Annotated in this window: 15 protein-coding genes; 11 read left to right on the forward strand and 4 right to left on the reverse strand. The window is 65.9% G+C overall.

Annotated elements, in window-relative coordinates:
- The first annotated feature begins 236 nt into the window (after positions 1 to 236).
- Positions 237 to 770, forward strand: coding sequence for an Rrf2 family transcriptional regulator (locus ACERIM_RS18765; RefSeq protein ID WP_006179387.1), 534 nt, complete (start codon positions 237 to 239; stop codon positions 768 to 770).
- Positions 771 to 879: 109 nt separating this feature from the next.
- Here ACERIM_RS18765 and gyrA read toward each other — a convergent pair whose 3' ends face one another.
- From gyrA to psmA, 4 genes are all read right to left on the reverse strand, one after another.
- Positions 880 to 3,369 (reverse strand): DNA gyrase subunit A, encoded by a 2,490-nt coding sequence (gyrA, locus tag ACERIM_RS18770; protein WP_373633767.1) that lies wholly within the window; start codon positions 3,367 to 3,369, stop codon positions 880 to 882.
- Positions 3,370 to 3,570: 201 nt separating this feature from the next.
- Positions 3,571 to 5,502 carry a DNA topoisomerase (ATP-hydrolyzing) subunit B gene (gyrB, locus tag ACERIM_RS18775; RefSeq protein ID WP_049966500.1) on the reverse strand — a complete coding sequence of 644 codons (1,932 nt, stop codon included), beginning with the start codon at positions 5,500 to 5,502 and terminating at the stop codon, positions 3,571 to 3,573.
- Between the two features lie 111 nt (positions 5,503 to 5,613).
- Positions 5,614 to 6,318 carry an archaeal proteasome endopeptidase complex subunit beta gene (gene psmB / locus ACERIM_RS18780; protein ID WP_006650557.1) on the reverse strand — a complete coding sequence of 235 codons (705 nt, stop codon included), beginning with the start codon at positions 6,316 to 6,318 and terminating at the stop codon, positions 5,614 to 5,616.
- Positions 6,311 to 7,051, reverse strand: a complete 741-nt coding sequence (psmA, locus tag ACERIM_RS18785; RefSeq protein WP_006179383.1) for an archaeal proteasome endopeptidase complex subunit alpha — start codon at positions 7,049 to 7,051, stop codon at positions 6,311 to 6,313. Before psmA ends, psmB begins: the two co-directional genes overlap by 8 nt.
- 685 nt (positions 7,052 to 7,736) lie before the next feature.
- Between psmA and ACERIM_RS18790 the strand changes: the two genes are divergently transcribed.
- The 10 genes from ACERIM_RS18790 to ACERIM_RS18835 all read left to right on the forward strand — a co-directional run bounded on the left by ACERIM_RS18790 (position 7,737) and on the right by ACERIM_RS18835 (position 16,379).
- A complete protein-coding gene (locus ACERIM_RS18790; protein ID WP_373633768.1) occupies positions 7,737 to 8,993 on the forward strand; it encodes a divalent metal cation transporter in 1,257 nt (418 codons plus the stop codon).
- A gap of 237 nt (positions 8,994 to 9,230) precedes the next feature.
- Positions 9,231 to 10,010 carry a sulfite exporter TauE/SafE family protein gene (locus ACERIM_RS18795; RefSeq protein WP_373633769.1) on the forward strand — a complete coding sequence of 260 codons (780 nt, stop codon included), beginning with the start codon at positions 9,231 to 9,233 and terminating at the stop codon, positions 10,008 to 10,010.
- Between the two features lie 53 nt (positions 10,011 to 10,063).
- Positions 10,064 to 10,486 (forward strand): universal stress protein, encoded by a 423-nt coding sequence (locus ACERIM_RS18800; RefSeq protein WP_373633770.1) that lies wholly within the window; start codon positions 10,064 to 10,066, stop codon positions 10,484 to 10,486.
- Positions 10,487 to 10,569: 83 nt separating this feature from the next.
- Positions 10,570 to 11,091 carry a hypothetical protein gene (locus ACERIM_RS18805; protein WP_373633771.1) on the forward strand — a complete coding sequence of 174 codons (522 nt, stop codon included), beginning with the start codon at positions 10,570 to 10,572 and terminating at the stop codon, positions 11,089 to 11,091.
- Positions 11,092 to 11,145: 54 nt separating this feature from the next.
- Positions 11,146 to 12,405 carry a hypothetical protein gene (locus tag ACERIM_RS18810; RefSeq protein ID WP_373633772.1) on the forward strand — a complete coding sequence of 420 codons (1,260 nt, stop codon included), beginning with the start codon at positions 11,146 to 11,148 and terminating at the stop codon, positions 12,403 to 12,405.
- Positions 12,402 to 13,406 (forward strand): two pore domain potassium channel family protein, encoded by a 1,005-nt coding sequence (locus ACERIM_RS18815; protein ID WP_373633773.1) that lies wholly within the window; start codon positions 12,402 to 12,404, stop codon positions 13,404 to 13,406. The genes ACERIM_RS18810 and ACERIM_RS18815 overlap by 4 nt, the downstream gene beginning before the upstream one ends.
- Before the next feature lie 107 nt (positions 13,407 to 13,513).
- Entirely contained in the window at positions 13,514 to 14,971 is a 1,458-nt protein-coding gene (locus ACERIM_RS18820; protein WP_373633774.1) for a dihydrolipoyl dehydrogenase, read from the forward strand.
- A 169-nt stretch (positions 14,972 to 15,140) separates the two neighbouring features.
- The gene (locus ACERIM_RS18825; protein ID WP_006650563.1) at positions 15,141 to 15,407 is read left to right on the forward strand and encodes a hypothetical protein; all 267 of its coding nucleotides are present in this window, start codon (positions 15,141 to 15,143) and stop codon (positions 15,405 to 15,407) included.
- Between the two features lie 131 nt (positions 15,408 to 15,538).
- The gene (locus ACERIM_RS18830; RefSeq protein WP_006650564.1) at positions 15,539 to 15,781 is read left to right on the forward strand and encodes an amphi-Trp domain-containing protein; all 243 of its coding nucleotides are present in this window, start codon (positions 15,539 to 15,541) and stop codon (positions 15,779 to 15,781) included.
- A gap of 241 nt (positions 15,782 to 16,022) precedes the next feature.
- Positions 16,023 to 16,379, forward strand: coding sequence for a DsrE family protein (locus ACERIM_RS18835; RefSeq protein ID WP_006650565.1), 357 nt, complete (start codon positions 16,023 to 16,025; stop codon positions 16,377 to 16,379).
- Positions 16,380 to 16,433 lie beyond the last annotated feature (54 nt).

Consider the following 16,433-nt stretch of genomic DNA (forward strand, 5'->3'; position numbering starts at 1 on the left):
TGGCATCTCAGCGAAGCGTACGCGATTCACGCCCGCCGTAAACGGCGGGATTCTCTCGCTGTATCAAGATAGTTCGCAAGCGTTTGACTCCCAGTGAATCGTGCCAACGGACACCTAGTTTCCGTCGCGGAACGAAAAGAAACATCTTCACGTCCCCCGTGCAAACGTCACGTTCCCCCACGAATCCGACGGACTCACCCGCCGGGTTTAAGGAAACCAAATACGAATAAATACCTATGTCATCCATCGAACTCACACCCAGCCAGAAGAAAATCCTCCGCGCGCTCACGAACCTCCACAAAGAGTCCGAAGATGCCATCAAAGGCGAGGACATCGCGGAACAAGTCGACCGTAACCCCGGCACGATCCGTAACCAGATGCAGAGTCTCAAAGCCCTCCAGCTCGTCGAGGGTGTACCGGGGCCGAAAGGTGGCTACAAGCCCACTGCAGCCGCCTACGAGGCACTCGAGATCCAGCAGATGGACGAGCCCGCCGCGGTCCCGATGCAACACGAGGGCGAACCAGTCGACGCCACCATCATCGAGGAAATCGACCTCTCGAGCGTTCACCACCCCGAACTCTGCCGGGCCGAGATCCACATTCAGGGGACGCTGAGCGACATCCACGAGGACGATTCGGTCACCGTCGGTCCGACGCCGCTCTCGAAGCTGCTGATCGAGGGAACAGTCGACGGCAAGGACGACACGAACAACATCCTGATCCTGCGGATCGACGACATGGTCGCGCCCGCCGAGGAACCGGCCCACTGATCGGCACTCGACCGCCGTCTCTCCGTCCATCTAGCGTCTGCTCTCTCCGCCGTATCGGTTCGAAAACGGCTTTTTTCGCCCGCTCGAGCAGCGCCGAGTCGCGGCCGGCTCAGTCCGTCGCGTCGACCGGTTCGTCGCCGGTTTCGGCGGCGGCTGCCGGGATGTCGTCGACCGCAGCGACTGCGTCGCCCTCCTCGACGTCCATGACGGTCACGCCCATCGTGTTCCGGCTGACGGTCGAAATCTCGTCGACGCGGGTCCGAACGATCTGCCCGCGTTCGCTCATCAGCACGAGTTGGTCGTCGTCGGAGACGGCTTTGACGGCCGTCACGGGCCCGTTTCGCTCGCCGGTCTTGATGTCGATCAGGCCCTTGCCGTACCGCGACTGCGTGCTGTACTCCGAAAGCGGCGTCCGCTTGCCGTAGCCGTTCTCGGTCACTGTCAGCAGCGCCTGCTCGTCGCCTTCGTCGGTCGCGACAAGTCCCGCCACGGCGTCGCCGTCCTGCAGTTTGATGCCGTTGACGCCGCGGGCGTTCCGTCCCATCGCGCGGACCTCGTCCTCGTCGAAGCGGATCGTCATCCCGCCCTCGGTCGCGATGACCAGGTCCTGCGAGCCGTCGGTGACCTCGACGTCGACGAGTTCGTCGCCCGTCTCGAGATCGGCGGCGATGATCCCCGTCGAGCGGATGTTGTCGAACGCCTCGCCGGCGGTGCGTTTGACGTAGCCGTTCCGGGTGGCCATGGTCACGTACTCGTCGTCCTCGAGGGCGTCAGTGTCGACGATGGCCGTGATGTCCTCGCCGGGGTCGAGATCGAGGATGTTGACCGCGGATTTCCCGCGTGCCGTCCGGCCCATCTCGGGGATCTCGTAGGTCTTGAGCCGGTAGACCTCGCCCTGATTCGTAAAGCAGAGCAGGTAGTCGTGGGTGTTAGCCCGGAAGACCGTCGCGACGCGGTCGTCTTCCTTGACGTCCGCGCCGATGATGCCCTTGCCACCCCGGCCCTGGGGGTCGAACTGGTCGATCGGCATCCGCTTGACGTAGTCGTCTTCGGTCATGACGACGACGACCTCCTCCTCGGGGATGAGGTCCTCGTGGGTGACCGTCCCCTCGTCCTCGACGATCGAGGTCCGGCGGTCGTCGGCGTACTCGGCTTTGATCTCGCGGAGTTCGTCTTTGATGACCGCAAGCAGTTCGGCCTCGCTCTCGAGGATGGCGGTCAGGCGCTCGATCTCGGCCTGGACCTCCTCGTACTCCTCGTTGATCTCGGCGGCCTCCATCGAGGTGAGACTCCCCAGTTGCATCCGGACGATGTGGTCGGCCTGGTCCGCGGAGAAGTCGTAGGCGTCCTGGAGGTTCTCCTTTGCGTCCGACCGCGTCTCGCTGTTCTGGATCAGCTCGACCACGTCCTCGGCGTTCTCGACGGCCGTCAGCCGCCCCTCGAGGATGTGGGCGCGGTCCTCGGCCTCCGCGAGGTCGTACTCGCTGCGCCGGCGGACGACCTCGCGGCGGTGGGCGACGTACTCCTCTAACGTCTCCTTGAGCGAGAGGACCCGCGGCTGGCCGTCGACCAGCGCGAGGTTGATGACGCCGAAGGTCTTCTCGAGATGGTTCTCGAGCAGTTTGTTCTTGACGACCTCGGCGTTTGCCCCGCGGTTGAGTTCGACGACGATCCGGACGCCGTCGCGGTCGGACTCGTCGCGCAGGTCGGAGATCCCGTCGATCTCGCCCTCGTTGACGTCGTCGGCGATGCGCTCGACGAGGCGGGCCTTGTTGGCCTGGAACGGGAGTTCGGTGATGACGATCCGCTCACGCCCGTTCTTCCACTCCTCGACCTCGAACTCGGCCCGGACGCGGAGGCGGCCACGCCCGGTCTTGTAGGCGGAGTAGATCGCGTCGCGCCCGACGATGTTCGCGCCGGTCGGGAAGTCGGGGCCCTTGACGTGTTCCATCAGGTCTTCGACCGTCGCGTCGGGGTCGTCGATCAGTTCGATCGTCGCGTCGATCACCTCGCCGAGATTGTGCGGCGGGATGTTCGTCGACATCCCGACCGCGATCCCGGAGGACCCGTTGACGAGTAGGTTCGGGAACGCTGCCGGCAGGACGTCGGGTTCCTGCAGGCGGTCGTCGTAGTTCGCGGAGAAGTCGACGGTGTCTTTCTCGATGTCCGCGAGCAACTCCTCGGAGATGGGCGACATCCGAGCCTCGGTGTATCGCTGTGCGGCGGCCGGGTCGCCGTCCATCGAGCCGAAGTTCCCCTGGCCGTCGACCAGCGGATAACGCATCGAGAAGTCCTGGGACATCCGGACCAGCGTGTCGTAGATCGCGCTGTCGCCGTGGGGGTGGTAATCACCCATCGTCTCCCCGACGATCGAGGAGGACTTCCGGTGGCTCGAGCCGCTCGAGACCCCCATCTCGTGCATCGCATAGAGGATGCGCCGGTGGACGGGTTTCAGGCCGTCCTCGACGCGGGGGAGCGCACGGCCCGCGATGACGGACATCGCGTAGTCGATGTAGCTCTGCTCCATTTCGTCCTCGATGCGGACGTTCTCTACCGCTCGCGCCTCGATATCAGTCGGATCGGGTACGTCTGAACTCATGTCTTCATTTGGTTTCGTGGTGGTATCCGGTCAGCTTACAAGCACTGCATCCGTGAGAGCGTCCGCTCTGCGGACGCTCGAGCGGGCCGACGACCGACCCGGAGCGCGGCTTGCCGCGCGGCGGGGAGGGAGGAGTGCTTTTCATCGAAGTTTTACCGAGTGCGGTCGCGAAGCGACCGCACGCAGGGTAAAAGTTCGGGTCTAGATGTCGATCCACTCGGCTTCCGGCGCGTGTTCCTTGATGAACTGCTTGCGGGGTTCGACGGCGTCACCCATCAGGACGGAGAACATCTTGTCCGCCGCGGCCGCGTCCTCGATCGTGATCTGCTTGAGGATGCGGTTGTCCGGGTCCATCGTCGTATCCCAGAGCTGTTGGGGGTTCATCTCGCCGAGGCCCTTGAACCGCTGGACCTGCGAGGGGTTGCCGTCGCATTTCTCCGCGACGATCTCGTCGCGCTCGGCCTCGGTCATCGCGTCGTAGGTCTCGCCGCGATACCGGATCCGGTACAGCGGCGGCTGGGTCGCGTAGACGTAGCCACCCTCGAGCAGCGGGCGCATGTGCCGGTAGAAAAACGTCAGCAGGAGCGTCCGGATGTGAGCCCCGTCGACGTCGGCGTCGGTCGCCATGATGATCTTCTTGTACCGGACGTCCTCGATGTCGAACTCGTCGCCGATCCCCGCGCCGATGGCGGTGATCATGTTCCGGATCTCGTCGTTCTCGAGGATGCGATCGAGCCGGTGTTTCTCGACGTTGAGGATCTTCCCTTTGATCGGCAGGATGGCCTGAAAGTCGGGGTTGCGGGCCTGTTTCGCGCTGCCGCCGGCGGAGTCACCCTCAGCGATGAACAGTTCGGCCTCCTCCGGGTCTTTGGTCTGGCAGTCGGCCAGTTTCCCGGGCAGCGACGTGGACTCGAGAGCGGACTTGCGCCGCGTGAGTTCCTCGGCTTTCTGGGCGGCCATGCGGGCCTTGGCGGCCTCGACGGCCTTGTTGACGATCGACTCGGCGGTGTCGGGGTGTTCTTCGAAGTAGGTGCCAAGCCCCTCGTGCATCGCGCTCTCGACGATCCCTCGGACTTCGCTATTGCCGAGTTTGGTCTTCGTCTGGCCCTCGAACTGGGGGTCGGGGTGTTTGATCGAGATGACCGCCGTCAACCCCTCGCGGATGTCCTCGCCCGTGAGGTTGTTATCGAGGTCCGAGAGGAGGTCGTTCTCGTTGGCGTAGTCGTTGACACACCGCGTCAGTGCGGTTTTGAACCCGGTGAGGTGGGTCCCACCCTCGCGGGTGTTGATGTTGTTCGCGAAGGCGTGGATCGAGCCCTGCAGTTCCTCGGTGGCCTGCATCGCGACCTCGATCTGGATGCTCTGTTCCTCGTCCTCGAAGTAGATGACGTCCTCGTGCATCGCCGAGCGCGTCTCGTTCAGGTACTCGACGAACTCGCGGATGCCGCCGTCGTACTCGTAGGTCTCGGTGACCACGTCGCCGTCGTCGGTCTCCTCGCGCTCGTCGCGGAGCGTGATACGGACGCCCGAGTTGAGGAAGGCCAGCTCGCGGAGTCGGTTCGAGAGCGTCGAGAAGGACATCTCGCCAGTCTCGAAGATGCCAGTGTCGGGCCAGAACTGGATCTGCGTGCCGGTCTCCTCGTCGGGCTCCATGTCGCGGACCCGCTCCATGTCGCCGACGGGTTCGCCGCCTTCGAACGCGTGGCGGAAGACGCCGCCGTCGCGTTTGACTTCGGCCTCGAGTCGTTCGGAGAGGGCGTTGACGACGGAGACGCCGACGCCGTGGAGGCCGCCGGAGACCTGGTAGGACTTGTTGTCGAACTTGCCCCCGGCGTGGAGGACGGTCAGAATGACCTCGAGTGCAGGGCGGTCGTACTCCTCGTGTGTGTCGACGGGGATGCCGCGGCCGTCGTCGGCGACGCTCACCGAGCCGTCCTCGTGGATGGAGACGGTGATATCGTCGCAGTGGCCGGCCAGCGCCTCGTCGATCGAGTTGTCCACCACTTCGTAGACCAGATGGTGGAGTCCTCGAGAATCGGTAGAGCCGATGTACATCGCCGGTCGCTTTCGTACAGCCTCCAGGCCCTCTAAGACCTGAATCTGCCCGGCTCCGTACTCGCTTTCCTGGGACATGTAAAACCTGCTTTCGGATAGCGGTCCGGCCCTAATAAAAGTCACGTGTACGCGCGCGAGCGCGGATCCGGTGAATCGCGGCGGCGAAACTGAACCTGCCGTCGAAGCGGCTTAGATGACCGCGTCGAACTCCTCGTGGCCCTGAATGTCGACGCCCTCGCCGGTGACTTCCGCGAGGAAGACGCCGTTGCCCGAGCCGGTGTCGCGCTCAACGGCGCTTTTGATCGCGCGGGCCGCGACGGATTTCGCGTCCGCAAGCGAGAGGTCGTCCTCGTACTCCTGCTCGAGGAGGCCGTAGGCGAGTTGCATCCCGGAGCCGGTGACGGTGTAGTCGTCGGCCATGACGCCGCCGGCGGGGTCGATGCTGTAGACGTGACTGCCCTCGCTGTCGACGCCGCCGAGGATGGGGTTGATCGCCCGGAACGGGCCGCCGCGGGCGAAGTTACCCGCCAGCGTCGCCAGCGCCTCGATCGGCATCGGCTCGTCGCGCCGGGATTCATAGAGGTTGACCTCGGCTCGCAGCGTCGAGATGAACGACTGCGCGCCGCCGACGGAGCCGACCAGCGTCAGTGCGCCGGTCGGGTGGATCTGCTCGACCTTCTGGACGTTCTTGTTCGAGACGAACCGGCCGCCGAGGCTGGCGCGCATGTCCGTCGCGATGACGACACCCTCGTCGGTCGTGATGCCGATGGTCGTCGTCCCGGTCTTGTTGACCGTCTCGTCGTCGGTGCCGGCCGCTCCGCCGTTCGGCAGCGACCCCAGTTCGGGCTCGTACGGCGAGGGGTCGCCGTTGCCCTGCGAGAGCGGGTTATTCATCGCTTTCCTCCGTGTCGATCTCCGCGACGATCGACTCGAGGCGCTCGTCGTCGACCGTACTGAACGACTCGTCCTCGGTCGTGATCGTCGCGACGTCGACCGCTTCGGCCGCGACGGACTCCTCTTCGGGCTCGTTGAGCGCGCTGATGGCGAGTTCGATGCCGGCGTCGATGTCCAGGTCCTCGCGGTACTCCTCCTCGAGGTAGCCCTGGATGACGTCGCGGTCGCCGCCGACGGCGGCGGCCTGCCACTCGTAGTCGGTGCCGGAGGGGTCGGTCTCGAACAGCCGCGGCTGGCCGTCCTCGACGCCGCCGACCAGCAGCGCGACCCCGAACGGTCGCGCGCCGCCGGTCTGGGTGTACTCCTGGATGTGATCGGTGATCGATCGGGTCAGCGTCTCGACGCCGATGTCCTGACCGTAGCGGAGCTGTTCGCCCTGTGCGCGTCGCCGTGCGAGGTCGATCAGCTGGCGCGCGTCGGCGACGTGGCCGGCGCTTGCGACGCCGACGTGGTCGTCTGCCTTGTGGATCTTCTCGACGCTCGAGCGCTCCATGAGCGGCGAGCTGATCTGGCGGTTCGCGGCGAGGACGACGCCGTCGGGCGTTCGAACGCCGACGCTCGCGGTGCCGCGTTTGACGGCTTCGCGAGCGTACTCGACTTGGTAGAGGCGTCCGTCCGGGGAGAAGATGGTGATACCCCGGTCGTAGGCCTGCTGTTGGGATTGTCCTTGCATTTGGTCTTCACCTGTGGTAAGGGATAGAAATATATAGGCCTTCTTCTGAAGGCAACTTGGCCTGTATCGGCCGCTTCGACCCGGACTCCCAAGAAAGTGGTGCCAGCAGGGACTCGAGGGGGGCGGCCCGAGACGGGACCGATCGGCGGCGTCGGCCGACTCTCGAGAGACGACGTCTCGATCGGGTCGGCGGGCTGATCGGTCGGTGTCGGCGATCGCTGCCGCTCCGAGCCCGACGCCCTCGAGGTCGTCACGCTGGGTCGATCCGTCACGAATCGGTGAACATCGGATTACTCGAGTCGGCTTTGCGAGGGGTGGGCTGCTATCTCAAGCTTTCCGCTCAACCGGATCCCAATCGTTGCTTCGGGTACAGCATTCCGTGCGACAGTACACAGGTGCAATTCGTCCGGCCGCACCGACTCGAGCCCGCAGTCGCGTGGCCTCGAGGGTCGAACCACCTGCCGCTTTTCGGAACACAACCACACATGGAAGACCACAGTACCGCGGTCGACGTTGCTATCGAACCGTCGAACGAACCCATTTTCCACCGCGGACCCGGCCGCGTTGCTGCTCGCGAGATCGGGTCCGCCATCGGACCGCTCGAGCCGAATCGTGACCTTGAGTCGGGGGTCGAACGGGAACGACCACTCCTCGCCACGCGGGGTATCGCCCGGGGTGATCGCGCGTGAGCGAACAGACGGCCTCGACGTCAACGATCGTCGACGTCGTTCCCGGCGGCGAAGCGATACACGGGGCGCTCTACAGCTACGGACTTGGAATCCTGTTCGCAGCGAACGTGTTCGGCGCGGGATCGGTCTACATCCTCGCCGACACGGGTGCGAACTTCGCGTTCTCCCTCCTGTGGGTGCTGCCGCTCGCGTTCCTCATCGACATCGCACTACACGACATGAGCGCGCGACTTGCCGTCACCGACGAACCGCTGGCAGACTACATCGTCGACGTGCTGCCGGTCGGTGGCTCCGCGGTCGTCATCCTGATGTCGCTGATGTCCGGACTGTGGGCCGTCTCGAACTACGCCGTCGCGGGGGCCGCACTCGCCTGGCTCCTTCCGTGGATCGACAACGTGATCGTCGGCATCGTTCTCGCTGCGGGCGGTGGCCTCGCGATCGTCGAACTCAAAGTCTACGACCGCGTCGAAGCCGCGATCGCGGCCGCCGTCTTCGCCGTCTTCGGTTCGTACGGGCTCTTGCTCGTCGGGCTCGACGTTCCGTGGCAGTCGGTCGCCGGCGGGCTCGTACCGGTCCTCCAGACCGAGATCGGCTATCTCACGGCGGTCATCGCCCTGCTCGGGACGACCGTCTACTGGCCGAACTTCTTCATTCAGTCGAGCATCAAGCCGACGAAGGAGTGGGACGACATCTGGAAGTACCGACGGGACAACGCCGCCGGGATCGCGACGACCCTTACCATCGGGAGCTTCGTGATGGTCGTCTCGGCGATCACGCTCTCGCAAGGGGAGATGACGCTGACGGGACCCGGCGTCCCGCTGACGGAGATCCTCGGCGAGTTCGCCCTCGTCGTGTTCATCTTGGCCGCGTTCCTCGCGAGCATCACGTCGGCGACCGGGACCCTCTTCGGTGCGGGGTTCATGATCCCGCAGTCGCTCGGCCGGGACACGGTGTTCGGCGACGTCGCCTTCCGACGGACCGTCGTCTCGCTGATCGTCCTCTCGGCGATCGTCGCCCTCGCGATGCTAGTCTACACCGGCTTCGGACCCGTCGAAATGGCGATCATCATGCCGGCGGTCAACGGAGCTATCGGGCTTCCTCTGACCGTCTTCGCGCTCATCGGTGCCGTGAACAAGTACTACGACATTGAGTGGTACGAGAACCTCGGCTTCCTGGCCGCGGGGATCGTCTTGCTGATCGGGAGCCTGATGACGGTCCAGTCGCTCTACGAGACGATCGTGGGCATCCTCTGATGACGGTCGAGTGGATCGTCCGTCGCACAACGTCCGAAGCGACCCGGCGGAAGCCGCTGACGTATCGTTTTCGCCGAGCGTCGACCGCGCCTCGAGCCGGTAGCGATGCGTACTCGGCCGAGTCCGGACGTTCGCCTTCGCGAGAGTGTAACCAACTATTTGATCGATAGCTGACCCGAGCGGGCCGGGATCAGAAGAGTTAGTTCGAGCGCCACGGACCACTGGCTAGCCTCTCAGATGCTCGAGTTACCCTTCGGCCTCTCGCTGCTCTTGCTGCTCGCCTCGATCGCCTTCTTCTCGGGGATCGGCATCACCACCATCGGCCCGGGCGGCATCTTCGTGACGATCGCGCTGTACTCGCTGACGCCGTTGGCCTCGAGTCAGGTCGCCGGCACCGCCCACGCGACGTTCGTGGTCACGGGACTGGTCGGCAGCGCGGCCTACCTCCACTCCGGGGAGATGAACACCGGCGAGAGCCGTGCGATCGCGATCGTCCTCAGCGTCTCGAGCGTCGCCGGCGCGCTCGTCGGGTCGTACGTGAACGCGTTCGTCCCGCGATCGGTATTCGGCGCGTTGCTCGGCGGAGTCGCGATGGCCGTCGGTGGAATCATCCTCTATCGCGAGCGACGGGGATTCAGTCCGATCTATGACCTCGAGCCGCTGAGCGGAACCGGCCGGCTCGTCCTCGCGGGACTTGGGTTCGTCCTCGGGATCGCCAGCGGACTCCTCGGGATCGGTGGTCCCGTCCTCGCCGTCCCTGCCCTCGTCCTCGTTGGCGTCCCGATGTTGCTCGCCGTCGCCGTCGCACAGGTCCAGTCGATCTTCATCGCGACGTTCGCGGCCTCGGGGTATCTCCTGCAGGGGAACGTCCTCGTGCCGCTGGCCGTCGTCGTCGGCACGCCGTTGTTATTCGGGGTCGTCATCGGCTGGCGGGTCGCCCACGTCGTCGATCCCGAACGGCTGAAGGTCGCGCTGGGGGTCATCCTGCTGGGCGTCGGGCCCTACCTCGCGCTCTGAGACGGCCCTTGCCGGACCCAGACTGAAGGCGACGGGCGTCGACCCCACCATCCGTGGCCCGCATCCTCGTTCCCTTCGACGACTCCGAGCCCGCCCGCGACGCCCTCAGGTACGCCTTCGACCTGTTTCCCGACGACGACGTGACCGTGCTGGTCGTCGTCGACACCACGTCGCTGCCGTTCATCCCGAACACCGCCGCCGACGAGTCCAGCGACGAGTCCGAGGCGTTGCTCTCGGAGGCCGCTGTCCTGCTCGAGACCGCCGAGTCGATCGCTGCGGACCGCGGGGTCGAGATCGAAACGCGAACGCGACTGGGGACGCCGGCTCAGGAGGTCCTCGAGTACGCCGAGGCGGAGGCGATCGACCACATCGTTATGGGCAGCCACGGCCGCTCGGGCGTCGCGCGGATCCTGCTCGGCAGCGTCGCCGAAGTCGTGGTCAGACACTCGTCGGTGCCGGTCACCGTCGTCCGGTAGCGCCGCGGCGGGCGTCGGTTCCGGCCTCCGGCCTGCACACACGGGCAGCGCCCTCTTTGCGCCGAGCGGCGGACCTCGAGGCCATGAGCGAGTACGACGGCACCGAAAACCCCGACACCCCGTGGCGCGAGGACGGGACTAGCAAACACGATAACCGCGGGGACGAGGGGGTGACCGGCGGGGACAAGACGCCGTTCGAGCCGAACCCGGCCGAACGCGGCACGTGGCTGTCGGCGGCGATCGCCCTGGTCGGGCTCGCGGTCCTCGGGCAGGCGTTCGTCCTCGAACTGGCCGCGGGCCAGTTCTGGAACGACGTCTTCGCCGGCGCGACGCTGCTTGTCGCCGGCGCGTACAACTACGCCCGCCGCGCGAACGGGACGTTCGGGAGCATGGGCGTCGCGGTCCTCGCGGCGCTCGTCGGCCTCTGGCTCGTCGCCGCCCCGTTCCTGCTCGGGGCCGGCAGCGGCGGCATCGAGACGACGAGCGATCTCGGCTTCTGGACCGACGTCGTCGCGGGCCTGCTCGCCGCCGGGCTGGGGACCTACAGCGCCGTCCGAATCCGGCGTCGCCGTCGGGCGGTCGACGTGCGACCCACGGCGACCTGAAAGCGGCATTGTCCGGCCCAATCCACTTACCTCCGGTTCCGGTACGATACGTCCATGCTTCCGTTCGTCGCGATCGCCCTCGCGGTGGTCGGCGTCGCGGTCGTTCTCGAGGTCGTGTCGTACCGAGCGCTCGAACGGATCCCCTCGGTCGCCACCGAGGAGTTTCCCGAGATCGACCGGGAGTTACTGGGGAAGTTCAGCAGCTTCGATCCCGAACTGGGCTGGTGTCCCCAGCCCGACCGGGAGAAACAGAAAGACACCGGCGACCACCTCCCCGGTGAGGAGGTCCGGAGCGTCGTGACCTACTCGACCGACGAGTACGCGAGCCGGGTCTGCCCGGCGAAAGACCGTGACCCCGACGCCGAGCTGACGGTTTCGACCTACGGCGACTCCTACTGTTTCTGCCGGGAGGTCGACGACGACGAGACCTTCCAGAACTACCTCGCGGAAGAACTCGACACCCACGTCGCCAACTACGGCGGCGGCAACTACGGCCTCGATCAGGCCCTGATGCGGCTCAAACGGCAGTATCCGGAGGACCCGACCGACCACGTCTTCATGGTCGTCACCGCCTCCTCGATCGCCCGCATCCTCTCGGTCTGGAAACACTACCAGGAGTTCGGGAACATCCTCGCGGTCAAGCCCCGGTACGTGGTAGAAGACGGCGAGTTGGAGCGGATCGAGAGCCCCGTCGACGAGAAGGAGGATCTGCTCGACCTCGAGTCGAAGGCCGACTTCCTCCGGGAGTACGACTTCCACTACGACCACTGGTTCGAACCCCACTTCGCGACCCGTCCCTACACCGCGGACTTCCTCGCAAAGAACGAACACGTCCGCTACGCGGCCTATACGGCCGGGAAGGAACTCGAGCGGCGGCTCGGCCGACCCATCCCGGGGATCGACTTCGATCTGGCCCAGACCCAGTCGGCGCTGCGACTGGAACGACCCCGCGTGCGGTACCACGAGCGGCTGTTCGACACCCACGAAGCCCTCTTCGACGCGCTCATCGCGGAGTTCGTTGACTACGCGAACGAACAGGACTTCGAGCCGACGTTCGTGATGGTCCAACAGCTCCGGTACGCGACGTACGAGGCCGAACACGGCCCGATCTACGGCGACCTGCTCGAGCGCCTCGACGAGCGCTACGAGGAGCTGACGACGATCGACATGGCCACCCACCTCTCGCCGGCCGACGGCGACGTCGAGTCGCTGTACGTCGAGCGCGGGGAGGGCGGCCACTACAGCCCCGAGACCAACGCCGAGATCGCGCAGGTGCTGGCCGAGACCCTCGAGCAGCGGGCGGTCGTCGAATGAACCCGGTCTATCTCGTCGTCGGAATTGTCGTCCTCGTCATCGGCATCGTCGACATCGTCTGGACGACGCTGTGGGTCGACGGCGGCTCCGGCCCCGTCTCGGGTCGGCTCACGACGGGGATCTGGAAGGGGCTGCGCGCCGCGACGGGGGATCGCAACCGAGCGCTCAGCCTCGCCGGCCCCCTCATCCTGATACTCACGCTCGCGACGTGGATCGGTCTCATCTGGGTCGGCTGGACGATCGTCTTCGCGAGCGAGCCCCTCGCCGTCGTCAACAGTCGGACCGGCGGTCCGGCCGACTGGTGGGGGCGGTTCTACTACGTCGCCTACACGATGTTCACGGACGGGAACGGCGACTACACGCCCGTCTACGGCGGGAACGTCTGGGAGGTCGCCAGCGCGTTCACGACGGCTTCCGGCATGGCCTTCGTCACGCTCGGCGTCTCCTACGTGCTGACCGTCCTCGGTGCCGTCGCCGACAAACGCTCGTTCGCCAGCACCGTGACGGGGTTGGGCGGCCGTAGCGAGGCGTTCCTCCGAACCGGCTGGAACGGCGAGGACTTCCGCGGGCTCGAGCTGACCGTCGAGTCGCTCGCGGCGGACCTGAGTACCCTCGCCGAACAGCACAAGTCCTACCCGATCCTCCACTACTACCACAGCGAGCAGGCCTCTCGGGCCTCGGCCGTCGCCGTCCCGATCCTCGACGAGGCGCTCATGCTGTCCCGGTACGCGATGCCCGAGGGACAGGGGCTCGACCCCGCCATCGTCGAGAACGGCCGCTCGAGCGCGCGGAGCTACCTCGAGACCTTAGACGACTCGTTCATCGACCCCGCGCCGTCGGTCCCGCGAGCGCCGGACCTCGAGCGCCTGCGCGAGGACGACATCCCGACCGTCTCGGACGAGGCGTTCGCCGAGTCGCTGGCCGACCTGACCGACCGGCGACAGCGGCTCCTCGGCGTGGTCGAGGCGGACGCGTGGGAGTGGCCGCCGGTCGAGGAATAGGTGCGGGCCGGGTCGCGGCTGGTTTCGGACGCTGTACGAGCTGATTCCGACCGCGTCGGGCGGAAACGCGGCCCGGGATTCATTGCGTTGGGTGCCGTCGTCCACCCATGAAGGAGTACGACTTTCTGGTCATCGGTTCGGGATCGGGACTGGACGTGGCGAACGCGGCGGCGAACCAGGGCCAGTCGGTCGCAGTCGTCGAGAAGAGCCGCCTCGGCGGAACCTGTCTGAACCGCGGCTGTATCCCCTCGAAGCAGTTGCTGTATCACGCCGACGTGCTGGAGACGATCGAGCGGGCCGACGCGTTCCACATCGACGCGACCGTCGAGGACGTCGACGTCGCCGAGATCGTTCGGGAGGTCACCGAAGACGTCCACGGCAGCTCCGACTCGATCGAGCGCGGCCTCTCCTCGTCGGACCGCCACGACCTGTACCAAGCGGAGGGGCGGTTCGTCGACGAGCGGACGCTCGAACTCGCCGGCGGCGATCACGACGGCGAGCGTCTCACCGCCGACACCGTCCTCGTGGCGGCCGGGACCCGGCCGTCGGTCCCGCCGATCGACGGGATCGAGTCCGTCGACTACCTCACCAGCCGGGAGGCGCTCCAACTCGAGTCCCCGCCGGATCACTTGATCATCGTCGGCGGCGGCTACATCGCCGCCGAACTGGGGCAGTTCTTCGGTACCTTCGGCAGCGACGTGTCGATCGTCGGCCGGCGGCCACAGCTGCTTCCCGACGCCGACGAGGCGGTCGCCGCCGAGTTCACCGAGCGCTACGCCGACCGGTTCGACGTCTACACGGGCTACGAGGCCACCGCGGCGATGCAGTCGGGGGAGTCGATCACGGTCGAGGCACGGCCGTTCTCCGAGTCGGACGACGACGCGGACGCGGAGACGGCGGGTCCCGGCGAGACGGTCTCGGTCACCGGCGACGAACTGCTCGTCGCCGCCGGTCGCGTCCCCAACACCGACACGCTGAACGTCGAGGCCGCCGGGATCGAGACCGATGCCGCCGGCTTCGTCGAAACCGACGAGTACCTGCGGACGACCGCCGACGGCGTCTGGGCGCTGGGCGATATCGTCGGCGAATACCTGCTGAAACACAACGCGAACCACGAGGCGCGGACCGTCGCGCGGAACCTGTTCGGCGAGGCCCTCGAGCCGGTCGACTACTCGGCGATGCCCTTCGCCGTCTTCGGCTCGCCGGAAGTCGCCGGCGTCGGGCTGACCGAACAAGAAGTGCGGGAGACGGATCGGGAATACGCCACGCGCACCTACCGCTACGAGGAGACCGCCCGCGGGTCGGCGATGAAAGCCGAGGGGTTCGTCAAGCCGATCATCGACCTCGAGGGCGAGATCCTCGGCTGTCACATCGTCGGGCCGGATGCCTCGAACTTGATCCAGGAGGTCGTCGTCGCGATGACGGCCGGCTCCGGGACGGTCCAGGACATCCGGCAGTCGGTCCACATCCACCCCGCGCTCTCGGAGGTCGTCCAGCGGGCCTTTTCGGGGCAGTTCACGCGGGGCGGGCACGACCACGGACACGACCACAGCCACGATCGGTAAGACGGACATCTATTGTTGTTCTGTCAGTAACTCCCCGCGCACTCGGGAGTTGCCACGCGGGTACGCCGCTACGATACCGATCTCTAGTAGCCACTTACGGAGCGCGTAGGCGGTACCGAGATCGGGAACGACCACAGTATTATCCCGCTTGCTTCCCTACGATGTCGGGATGGCAGACACGGAACGCGGACGAGAGCGGCAAGCGGACGACGAGGACCGACGCGACGACGACTCTTTGGACTCGCCTCCCGAGTGTCACCGCCGTGGCTGCACCGAGCGGGCGACGTTTGTCGCCCTCGAACGATATCAGGAGGAGACCGGACACGGTGCCGTCGAGGCGGAGGCCGTTCTCTGTCAAGAGCACGCCACCGAGGAGAGTCCCGCGAATCTCGATGGGAGTTACGCGGAGTACGTATTTCGCGTCGAGCCGCTCTAGGGGACGCCGGACGCGGACACGGCGTGATCGACCGCCTGCCGTTCGATTCCGGCCGCGGTGACGCCGTCGATCACCGAGCGGTTTGAGAGCGGGCCACACCTATATCGGAATCCGGAACGTGAGGAAAATCGATGCCCGAAGAGCAACTGTTCAAACTCGAGGACCAGCGGACGAGAACCGAAATCGCGGCGGCGCTACGCGATGCGGCCGAACAGATCGAATCCGGCCCCGTCGAGTTGAAGAGCGAAACGGATTCGAGAGACGTCACCATTCCGGAACACGCCCGATTTGAAACCGAACTCGAACGACTCACTGATTCGGAAACGGGAGAACAACGGTACGAACTCGAGTACGAGATCAGGTGGACCGAGTGACGCTCCCGTCGTTTCGAATCCGTCCGCTGTATTCAGCACGCCACTCCGAGCCGCTACCGAGGATTTCAACAAGGCAGGGACCGCCCGAGGCCGACTCCGGCGGGACGATACCGTACCATCGCAGTCCGTCCCGGTGTCGTAACCCCTCGCCCCGGCTGACCCTCGCCACCGCGACGGGTCTGCGTCCACGGCACGCGACCGCCGTTCCCTTTTATAGGCCACTGGCCTACCGTCCTCCGTAATGACGAACGCAGCAATCGTAATTCTGGCAGGCACCGACTCCCACAGCGACCTCGGGCGACTCGTCAACGGCCTCGAGGCGGCCCGGGAGTTCGCCGAGAACCCCGACGACGACCTCGAACTCATCTTCGATGGAGCCGGTACGCAGTGGATTCCCGAACTGGAAGACGCAGACCACGACTACCACGACCTCTACCGGTCGGTCAGCGACGAGGCGGCGGCCTGTGACTACTGTGCGGGCGCGTTCGGCGTCGAGGACGCCGTCAACGACGCCGGCGTCGTCACGGTAGACGACAACGAGGGTCACCCGAGCATCCGCTCGCTGGTCGACGACGATTACGAGATTATTACCTTCTGAACGGCGGTGTCGCTCCGTTAACGGGCGGTATCCGCGGATCGAACCGCGACGAAA

This window comes from Natrinema sp. H-ect1, assembly GCF_041821105.1.
GTDB lineage: Archaea > Halobacteriota > Halobacteria > Halobacteriales > Natrialbaceae > Natrinema > Natrinema thermotolerans.